8 protein-coding genes are annotated in these 6,760 nt (G+C 36.8%); 4 read left to right on the top strand and 4 right to left on the bottom strand.

Annotated features, from left to right (window positions below):
• Positions 1 to 1,060: right-handed parallel beta-helix repeat-containing protein (locus AB1422_14710; GenBank protein ID MEW6620565.1), on the bottom strand; the 1,060-nt coding region annotated here is incomplete at its 3' end.
• Between the two features lie 284 nt (positions 1,061 to 1,344).
• Between AB1422_14710 and AB1422_14715 the strand changes: the two genes are divergently transcribed.
• Positions 1,345 to 1,536 carry a hypothetical protein gene (locus tag AB1422_14715; protein MEW6620566.1) on the top strand — a complete coding sequence of 64 codons (192 nt, stop codon included), beginning with the start codon at positions 1,345 to 1,347 and terminating at the stop codon, positions 1,534 to 1,536.
• Positions 1,537 to 1,788: 252 nt separating this feature from the next.
• On the opposite strand, the gene AB1422_14720 is transcribed toward AB1422_14715, so the two are convergent.
• The 3 genes from AB1422_14720 to AB1422_14730 form a co-directional block, all read right to left on the bottom strand.
• Positions 1,789 to 3,651 carry a hypothetical protein gene (locus AB1422_14720; protein ID MEW6620567.1) on the bottom strand — a complete coding sequence of 621 codons (1,863 nt, stop codon included), beginning with the start codon at positions 3,649 to 3,651 and terminating at the stop codon, positions 1,789 to 1,791.
• A gap of 21 nt (positions 3,652 to 3,672) precedes the next feature.
• On the bottom strand, positions 3,673 to 3,861 hold the full coding sequence (locus tag AB1422_14725) for a hypothetical protein (protein ID MEW6620568.1): 189 nt from the start codon (positions 3,859 to 3,861) through the stop codon (positions 3,673 to 3,675).
• A gap of 221 nt (positions 3,862 to 4,082) precedes the next feature.
• Entirely contained in the window at positions 4,083 to 5,018 is a 936-nt protein-coding gene (locus AB1422_14730; GenBank protein ID MEW6620569.1) for an ATP-binding protein, read from the bottom strand.
• A gap of 220 nt (positions 5,019 to 5,238) precedes the next feature.
• Here AB1422_14730 and lexA point away from each other — a divergent pair, with 220 nt between their 5' ends.
• The 3 genes from lexA to AB1422_14745 form a co-directional block, all read left to right on the top strand.
• Entirely contained in the window at positions 5,239 to 5,865 is a 627-nt protein-coding gene (gene lexA / locus AB1422_14735) for a transcriptional repressor LexA (GenBank protein ID MEW6620570.1), read from the top strand.
• A 47-nt stretch (positions 5,866 to 5,912) separates the two neighbouring features.
• The gene (locus tag AB1422_14740) at positions 5,913 to 6,269 is read left to right on the top strand and encodes a hypothetical protein (protein MEW6620571.1); all 357 of its coding nucleotides are present in this window, start codon (positions 5,913 to 5,915) and stop codon (positions 6,267 to 6,269) included.
• A gap of 253 nt (positions 6,270 to 6,522) precedes the next feature.
• A partial coding sequence (locus tag AB1422_14745; protein ID MEW6620572.1) for a hypothetical protein occupies positions 6,523 to 6,760 on the top strand: 238 nt, incomplete at its 3' end.

Below are 6,760 nucleotides of genomic sequence, written 5' to 3' on the forward strand. Positions count from 1 at the left end.
AATTTCCACTGATGGTACAGTTGGTAATCGCCGGCGAGCAGGAGTAGTAGCATCTAATCCCGCCGCCAGAATCGTTAGCTGAATTTCCACTGATGGTACAGTTGGTAATCGCCGGCGAGGAGAAGAAGTAGCAATAAATCCCGCCGCCAACAGAGTTAGCTGAATTTCCACTGATGGTACAGTTGGTAATCGCCGGCGAGGAGAAGAAGTAGCAATAAATCCCGCCGCCAACAGAGTTAGCTGAATTTCCACTGATGGTACAGTTGGTAATCGCCGGCGAGGAGAAGAAGTAGCAATAAATCCCGCCGCCATGCTCCTCATTAGCTGAATTTCCACTGATGGTACAGTTGGTAATCGCCGGCGAGGAGGAGTCGCAATAAATCCCGCCGCCAGAACCGTTAGCTGAATTTCCACTGATGGTACAGTTGGTAATTGTTGGTGAGGAGGAGTGGCTGCAATAAATCCCCCCGCCCACCCAAGCAGCTGAATTTCCACTGATGGTACAGTTGGTAATTGTCGGCGAGGAGTAGGACTCGCAATCAATCCCGCCGCCAGAATCGTTAGCTGAATTTCCACTGATGGTACAGTTGGCAATTCTCGGCAAGGAGTAGTAGCAAAAAATCCCACCGCCATGCTTATTAGCTGAATTTCTACTGATGGTACAGTTGGTAATTGTTGGTGAGGAGAAATGCCAGCAAAAAATCCCGCTGCCATAGTCAGCTCGTCCATTCTGTATTGTAAACCCACTCAGAACCGACTTAGTTCCCTCGCGAGAATTAAAGGTTACCACACTACCACTGGCATTGCCGTCAATTATGGCACTGGTTGTGCCATTTACGGATTGGACGGTGATGGCTTTGCCCAGAAAATTGATGTTCTCAATATATGTCCCATCATCTACTAACACCGTATCTCCACCTATCGCCGCCGTAATTGCTGATTGAATAGTCGGATACTCTGATGGAACATGCAATACACTTGCCTCTACCAGCACACCATAACTCACCATCACTACACTAAACCCTGCACTTTTCAAAACTCTTATCAATGTCTTTTTCATTTAATCTTAACCTCCTTTTTTCATAAGTAGAAAGTAGAGAGTAGAGAGATTTTGGGACAGGTCATTTTAGTGTGAAATCTTGCGGTCGAAAAAACCTGTTTTCCTTCACCTGATTACCGATTAATTGCTCTCTTACTTTCCTTACCCGGTGGTCAGTTTTACATCTGACCATTTTACAAAAAAGTGTAAGCGTTCAGGTGGTGTAACAAAAGGAGATGTGGAGATTAAGGAGATAGGGAGATATTATTAAAAAAATTGAAATTAATAGAAACTAATAGAAATTTATGGAAATTTGTTGTTTTCCACAATCAATTTCTACCTATTTCTATAAATTTCAATCTATTTCTATTATCTTATCTCCATATCACTCTTATCTCCTTATCCCCTTTCTTACACTTTTGATATATAGCCTGAACGGTTACAAAAAAGTTTTATCTCTTCATACTCATCACCTCCTTTTTATCCAGTTATTGTGAAAAATATTATTATATAGTATGCCACAGATATGGAATTATGTCAACAGAATTTTCTTCTGAAAATAATCCGCAGATTTCGCAGAGGACACAGATTTTTATTTTTTTATCTCCCTGCTGGCGGGGGATTAAGGGGTTAGGGGGTTCTTTTATTCCCGAATCCCGAGCCCCGAGTCCCGAGTCCCTTAATTTTCATCCCCCTTTGTGTCCACGCTGTGGACATGACCGTTTCTCCTGAAGTTAGCGAACTTCCCTTTACATATTATCAATCAAGTAACCGAATTCTCTAAGTCTTTTTTTGACCTTGCCAAGATTGCTTTTATCAATAAGAATACAGTAGTCTTCCGCCTTTAAGATATATTTCTTTAATACCTCATCTGTGGCAATCAAAGAAATCAATTCTTTGTCTTTTTTCAATCTATAGACAGCCATTTTCTCCTCGCAGTTTAAAGGATTAATCTTTTCTAATATTTCATTCAAAAAATTATGCCAGATTTCAGGTAAATTTGAGGAAATTTGTCCTTTGAAAAACTCAACCTTTCGTTTTATATCTTCCTTAGAATTACAATCTTTAAAAAAGGATTCATAATCTACTTTATAATGATTATCGCTTATTGGAGTAGCTACCTTTTCCAAAACCATCCTTTTTAATCTATCAGTTCCTTCTATATGGATAATCAATCTCCTCTCATCAAGAATAATATTGGTTTTTTCTTCCTTAATCTCTACCTCATATTTTTCAATCAAACCTAAGATATAAGCCCCTAATTTTGTCAATCGGACATATTGCAACCCGTCATAAATAGAAAGATAGGGATGGTCTTTTTCTTGCAAAACTTCATTTTTGGGAAGATTATAGGCAATATCAACTATCCCAAAGGTGGCAAAAAGGAACATAACGGTCTTCACAAAAGGAACTATAACGGCATCTTTATAAATCTCATTGGAAATACGAATATTTTCAAGGTAATGGCCATAAGTTCTCGGCGTCTCTCTGGTATAATAAAATTCCCATTTTGTGTGAATATTAATTAACTCTAAATAGATACCTTTAGCCCGGGCATATTTGACTAAATTTTCACAACAGACCCAGGAAGAGAGAGGAAGACCTCTTAAGAGTTCAAAAAGTGATTCTCTTACCTTTTGTTCTCTACCCTTGTAGTCATCATACTCAAAATAATATCCTTTATTTTTTAGATAAGACAACAATTGATGTAATTGGTAGTTTTCAGAATTCTGGTTATAAAAGAAGCGGGTAAAGAGTTCTTTCAAAAATTCAGGTGAGGTATCAACATTTTTCAGCGGTATCTTCTGCAAAAGATTGATAATGAATCGAGTTTTTATATAGTCTAATTCCCTGTCCTGATGCTCATAAAACTCTTTTATCCCACAATAGGTAGCCATTTCTTTAAGTGCTGTCTTAAGAACCTTATCTCCAACTTTTAACTCACCATGTTTTAAATAGTTAGACCAAAGTTTTATTTGTCTTATTACCTCGTCATTATCTTCATAGAGAAAATCTGTCTTCTCGATTTTATCAAGTGAAATCAACTCATACTCTTTTGGAAAAGGCAGGTGTTGTTTAAATATTTTTCTTAATGGCTCAGGAAGATAGAATGACAACTTCGTTAAGGGATAATCATAGGTTGAGTGAATTGGAAATAGCAGATAATCGTTTTCAACACTTTCTGCTGGATTCTGATAGTAGCGTCTGTCTCCTTTTACTATCCTTATGTTAAGGTGTTTCTCAAGGTTTTCAAGTTTATGTTCTCCTCCCTCCCAGATGAGGATATGAAATAGTCTTTTTGCCTGAGGAGGCAGACACAAAACCAGTTTATTGAATAGTTCCCTGTCAGAATAAATTTTAGCCAGAGCCCTAACCAGAGTCAGTTTTTTTAAGTTACCTAAGTCCTTTTCACTAAAAAAGTATCTTATATAGCGAGTGTATAATTTTTTAAGTATATCGGTAGGATATATCTTCTCGACCATTTTTTCTATCGGGTTCAATTCTGGTGGTGCTGGTTTTTGGGATGATTGCATATTTCTATAATGCGGTACTGATGACCTGAGTGATTCCATTTCCTCTATAATATCAATCCAATCTTGCTGATATATCATCTCATCCTCCTAATACAAACTCTATATCTTGATTATCCAGGGGTAACCGTTCAGGCTATATATCAAAAGTGTAAGAAAGGGGATAAGGAGATAAGAGTGATATGGAGATAAGATAATAGAATATAGATTGAAATTTATAGAAATAGGTAGAATTTGATTGTGGAAAACAACAAATTTCCATAAATTTCTATTAGTTTCTACTAATTTCAATTTTTTTTAATAATATCTCCATAATCCCCATATCTCCTTTTCTTACACCACCTGAACGCTTACATCCAGGGTTTTCAGTGACAATCCATCACTTGAAATCAAAGACTCAAAAAGCACCTTTTTCCTCTTTTCGTAACTATTTGTAACAAAGGAAAAAGGGGAAAATCAGGGAAAATAGCCACTCCTTACTATTTTCAAACTCAGGCACTTATTAGGCAAGTCTATCCTGAATCTGGCCTCCAGATTCTGATAATAAACTCTTGCTCCCTCTCTTCAAAATCAGGCTCTTTGCCGGTCTGTTCTTTTACAAGCCTAATCATCCTAGGAATACCAGTTCCAATCTCTGTCATCCTGTGCTCTTTAGCTAACAAGGAAACGATAAGGGGATTCCGATGGAGAGGGAATCCTAACTTAATATTATCAATAGTAACTGAATTAGGGAGTTTGCCCGGGCTTTTTATCTCTATTCTATTGTCAAAGATAAATATTCTGTTCTGGGACGGCAGTTGATAATTTCGATGGGCAATGGCATTTATGACCGCTTCTCTTAAGGCTTCAATTGGGATTTCAAATCGAGGTTCTTCCTTTTTAAAACCCTCTATCTTTGTTTCGGCTCTTAAATAATCCTTTAAGATTCTCTCTGTCCTTTCAATCTGCTCAATAAGTATTCCTTCTATATCCTTCTTATCAAAGGTTTCGCCAATGTCATTACCGTAAAACCGCACTATCGTTATCTTACAGTAGGGAAACTGATATTCCGGATGCTTTCCAAAGAAAAGCAATCCTCCAATAGTAGTAACCATATCCCTTTCATAAGGGGTTAATATCTTCATATTTTTTAAGAGGTCGTCAGTCCTTATCCCAAAATCTCCAATTCCACAGCCAAAAGATTTCTTTATAAACCTTTCAACATATTTAAGGTCTATATCCTCAATAGAGGTATTGGGAACAGCCAACTCGTCGTAATATATAGACTTAGATGCTTCAAATAGTCGCATAAGTTGTTCTCTGCTTGTTATTAGATTTCCCCCTTCTGTATTGGCAAAGGCAACTATTCTAGCCGCCAGGTCATCAGGATGAGCCTTTTCTTCTTTGAATTCGGTAAAAGAATCCTCACCCTTTTTGATTATCTCTAACAACTCAATCTTATTCATCATAACCTCCTAAAATCATTCAAAACCTATATGTTATGTTCTGATTCTATCAATAGATTTTCGACGATATTGCTTCCTTCTTCATCCTTTAAATATACTATACATCATAGTCTTAATTTATGCAAGTAATTTTTTTTGCAAAAAAGAAGTAGTTGACAATCTGAAGATTATGTGGTATATTCTAATTAGGACATATGTATTATAATAATTGGAGGTGATGATAATGGCAAAGGAATTAACCGAAAAACAGCAGCAGGTATTAGACTATATCATTGAGAATATTCAAAGATGTGGTTATCCACCTACGGTAAGAGAGATACAGAGTCATTTGGGACTAAAATCTCCCTGTGCACCTTTTGTCCATCTCAAGGCGTTAGAGGAGAAAGGCTACCTCAGAAAAATCCCAACCAAACCCAGAGCTATAGAATTGTTGGTTGAGCATAAAAGACAAAGTTTAGAGGATGAGTATGTGAAGGTTCCAAAACTAGGAAGGATTCAGGCAGGTTTACCGTTACTTGCTTTAGAGAATATTGAAGGTGAGATTATCCTGGGTAAGGATTTAGTCAGGACTAATAAATGTTTTGCTCTCAAGATAGAAGGGGATAGTATGATTGAGGCAGGGATTTTACCAGGGGATTATGTCATTGTCGGGAGACAAAAGATAGCCGATAATGGAGATATAGTTGTGGCACTTATTAGAGGAGAGGATACTACCGTGAAATATTATTATTTTAAAAGCACATCATTGGTGAGATTAGAGCCAGCGAATTCTAAGATGGAACCAATACTGGTATCTGCAGAGGATATAAAGATTGCGGGGAAAGTCATTGGTTTGTATAGAAGATTTTAGAAGAAAGATACTTTTGATATGTATAGGAATTTCCTTTGGGGACGCAAATGAACGCAGATTTACAGGATTTAAATTTTTATTATCCTGATAATCTGGGTTTATCTGCGTCCCATAAAGAAGATTTGAAATGTACGGAATGTGGTGGTAATATGCGGATTGTTGAGATTGTCTGCAAAGAAGAGGATATTGAGGGAATCCTAAAGACTATGCCAGGGGCTAAGAGATGGTTTTATAATGGTTCCTGTCATAGTCTTCAGGATTTACTGCAATCTTTTAAAGAGGGGGTTGAAAAAGTCCTCGCACCCAACAAGGGATTAAAACTAATAAGTAATTATTCCTTGACAATTTCTCATCTACTCTCACCTAAGAATTTTTTAATTTTTTTTTATTTAATAGAGAGATAAATAAACTCGTGGCAAAAAGACCATACTGGTTTTTTCTTTAGTTAGTCTTCAAAGGAGAGATGAGGAAAAAGAAAGAGTAAGAAAAATAAAAAGTAAGGATAAAAAGGAGAGGTTCAAATTCAAAGAGGTAGGCAGTTTTGCAGTTTTTAGAAAATTCACCCCCAAAAACTACCCCCCTTTCCTAAAAAATGACTTTTTCAACACCCTCCTAAAAATTTATTGACAAAGATAGAAGTTTAGTATATACTCATAGATGATGAAGAAGAAATGGCATCCGTATTTCTCAAATGTATTAAAACATCTACTCGAACCTAAAGGGTTTAGTGTTGAAACAGAGGTTGAAGTTGGCAAAATGCCATTAAGGATAGATATTGTGGTCATTAAAAAGGGCAAGGATGCGGATGTTAAATCTTTACCTCTTGTATTCCAATCATTTACTGATTATAATGTTATTGAATATAAATCACCTGGGGATAGATTCACCCGGAATG

Source organism: bacterium, assembly GCA_040757115.1.
Lineage (GTDB): Bacteria > UBA9089 > CG2-30-40-21 > CG2-30-40-21 > SBAY01 > JBFLXS01.